General features: G+C 56.9%; 3 protein-coding genes. 1 reads left to right on the top strand and 2 read right to left on the bottom strand.

What is annotated here, in order from left to right:
• The coding region (locus Q0F21_RS06570; RefSeq protein ID WP_297238474.1) for a glycogen debranching enzyme N-terminal domain-containing protein at positions 1-749 on the bottom strand (749 nt) is incomplete at its 3' end.
• Positions 750-1,304: 555 nt separating this feature from the next.
• On the opposite strand from Q0F21_RS06570, the gene Q0F21_RS06565 reads away from it, so the two are divergent.
• The gene (locus Q0F21_RS06565) at positions 1,305-2,225 is read left to right on the top strand and encodes an amidinotransferase (protein WP_297238472.1); all 921 of its coding nucleotides are present in this window, start codon (positions 1,305-1,307) and stop codon (positions 2,223-2,225) included.
• A gap of 11 nt (positions 2,226-2,236) precedes the next feature.
• Here Q0F21_RS06565 and Q0F21_RS06560 read toward each other — a convergent pair.
• On the bottom strand, positions 2,237-3,306 hold a 1,070-nt coding region (locus tag Q0F21_RS06560; protein WP_297238470.1), incomplete at its 5' end, for a M64 family metallopeptidase.

Genomic DNA, 3,306 nt, shown 5'->3' with positions numbered 1-3,306 from the left:
TCTATCGCACAGTCTGACGCCGAGAGGATGATATCCTCACCTCGTCGGATACTTAGGGAAAAGTGTCCCGGGACCGGCAGATCCTCCACGCAGGCATTGCCTCGCTCCGCCTCTCGGTCGTAGAAGAAGTCCCGATACCAGGTCGGCTCCTGATGCCAGACCGCATCGTGCTTAGAGAGCTGCAGATAGAGTCGAGGCATCCCCTTATAGAGACTGAGAGAGACGCCCTGATCCTCATCGGTATAGCTCCAGTCGATCTTATCATTGACATGAGTCAGCTCCTTTACTGTGCGAAAGGCAAGCATCGGCATCAGTCGCAGGGTCGTCTCCGAGTGCGCCTCGAGGAGTCTGTAGCGGATCAGTAGTTGATTGATCCTAGAGGAGAAGGCGATCTCCTTAGAGAGGACGACCCCTCCGACACGGTAGATCGTGCGTGGGCACTCCTCGACAGAGAATTCTCGGATATACTTATGCCCATTCGGGCTTAGGGTCCCATCGTGATACTTATGCACGGCGAGATGAAACTCCGCCCCATGCTGGATCACCGTCTCATCCATCGACGAGAGGAGGACGGTGGGATCCGGACCGCTCTCCGACGGCACCACCAGGAGCCCGTGATACTTACGCGTATTGCATCCCACGACCGAAGAGCAGTGGTAGGCTCCACGGCTATTGGCATGAAGAAGCTCCCGGGGAAGCGCAGTCCCCAAGTTGGTCATTATGCGACGATCAAACTTCTGATAACTCATATACTCTGCTACATTCCTGACGTGGTCTGCCATCCGGCATTTCTTAAGCACCACCCCCTCCTCCGCATCTGCCGAGTCGGGTGGTACCCCCTCTCATCCCCAAATATACAAACATTTCGGGTTACGCCCCTATTTTTCACGACTTTAAAAACATCGAACGCCTGAGGAGTGCTGAGTGATACAGTGATCCGTGTCAGGGCTGACGTTTTTGGATTTACCCAAGGTCTCCGTAGGCTAAGGGCGACGAACCCTACGGGATCCGGCGGACGCTGTAAAACTCAAGTAAGTCAGCCCCCGGACTAAACCCGGTATTAGTCATCACTATTACCGGGTTTAGTGATCACTAATACCGGGTTTAGTTTGGGGGTGCAGGGCTGACGCATCTGAGCTATACAGTAAACTATCTGATGCCCGTCAGAGAGGCTGATGCCTATGGAGCGGGCATCCTTGCGGATGCGGTTACTCTGCTGATGGACGAGTCTCAAGTGCGTCAGCCCTGGGATCCGTATCTCGGGTACTCCGGATGAAGGATAATAATCTTATATTTGTAAGACTATGATAGACTTAAGTATACAAGACGAGGTGGGGACGCTGGATACGGTGGTGGCCGGTGTCGCCTTCCATAACGGCGAGCCCCCGGCACTTGCCGAGGCCTACGACGCCAAGACGTACCACACCATCCTGCACGACCAGTACCCTCTGGATCAGGATCTCAATCGTGAGGTGGAGGCGTTTGTCTCCCTCATGGAGCGGGAGGGCGTGACCGTACTTCGTCCCGGGCGGCACCGGGGGATGCAGCAGATCTTTGCGCGGGACGTAGGCTTTGTCATCGGAAACACGTTTGTTCGCGCCAATATCATCGCCGACAGAGAGCAGGAGATGAAGGCGTACGATGCCATCTGGTCGCAGATCGATCCGGATAAGATCGTGACGGCCCCCGACTACGTCTCTGTGGAGGGGGGCGATGTGACGGTACTCAGAGACGGACGGATCCTCCTCGGGTGCCACCTGACGACAGACTTCGACCGCTACAGCACAGCCCGGACGAATAAGTACGCCATCGGCTTCCTCAAGAGTCTCTTCCCGGAGCGCGAGGTCATCCCGCTTCAGCTGATCAAGGACGACCACGACCCCTATCGGGGAGTTCTGCATCTCGACTGCGCCTTCCAGCCGGTGGGGGAGGGGCTGGCGATCATCTTCCCCGGCGCCTTCAGGCACTACTCTGACTATGAGTATCTCGAGTCTCTCTTCGGTCCGGAGTGCGTCTTCACGATTACGCGGCAGGAGTTCTTCGAGATGAATACGAATATCTTCAGTCTCTCTCCGAGGAAGGTGGTGATAGACAGCGCCTTTACCCGGCTAAAGTCGTGGCTTGAGGCCCGAGGACTGGAGGTACTGACGACCCCATACCGGGAGGTGAGCAAGCTGGGAGGCCTGCTCCGCTGCACCACGCAGCCTCTTGTCCGAAGGTACTGATCGGAGGCTTCTCAGTCGGTGTAGAAGTCGATCACTTTCTGGATCGCCCTCCGGCAGACCGGGCAGAACTCGGGATTACTATTCGTCCGCATGCGACAGTCCTTGGAGGGTCTGTAGACGCCCTTCAGACTATATCCGGCTCCTTCGTACACCCCCACGGGGAAGTTGCTCTCCTCAGGGGTCGGTATCGTGGACGCCTCTGCGGGTAGCAGGTCAGACCACTTGGCACTAAAGTCCTTTAGCGTCGTGATATTCTGCTCCCACGGCTCTACATCTGTCGGATACATCGGTATCTGCTCCGCCTCATAGGCATACTCGTCCGCCAGCCCGGCAAAGCTGTGCCCAAACTCGTGGGTCACCACCGGGACGAAGGCCGGATCCTTAGTCATCGAGAGGTTGTACGAATTGAGTATCCCCCCTCCGCCATAGTGAGGCGTATTCACCAGTATAATAATGTGCTCGTAGGGTGTGCCGGCAAGTAGGTCGTGCAGCTTGCGGAGGTGCAGTGTCGTGAGGTAGCGCTCGCTATAGAAGGTGTCGAAGTGGGATCCCAGCGCCGTATCGCGCCAGACCCCCTTGGAGGGAATGGATGCGCCACTCTCCTTGGACGGGGACCGAACCGCTATGATCGAGAAGCGGTCGCGCATGGACTTGAAGGGCTCGTGCCCAAAGATCGACTCCACCGCCTTACGGGCATCAGACAGGTAGTTCTCCATCTGATCCTCCGTGTAGCCCTCAGCGACAAATGCTATATGGATCGCTCGCGAGCTGTCCTTGGGTGTCTGCAGGGTGGTGTAGGGCGTGGTGCCTTGCTCGCCGAGTGGGGTCATCAGTATATCACTCGGGTCTATGCGCTGTGTCATCGTGGCGATGACGTCGTGGCGATTATTCCTGAGCTCGAGGCAAACCTCTACCGGCTGCTTCGGCATGGGGATGAGAAAGACATTCTCAAAGGCTTTCCTGCCGCTCTCCTTCGCCTCCGGGTAGCTGAGCCATTCCTGGAAGAGTGAGGAGAAAGGATGCTTGTAGATCACCGTCCCGGTCGCAAGGTCCCTGACTGTGACCGTGCCATTCCCTTGCA

This window comes from uncultured Porphyromonas sp., assembly GCF_934359325.1.
Lineage (GTDB): Bacteria > Bacteroidota > Bacteroidia > Bacteroidales > Porphyromonadaceae > Porphyromonas_A.
The sequence above is the reverse complement of the archived record's forward strand: the minus strand, read 5'-3'. Positions and strand labels throughout refer to the sequence as shown.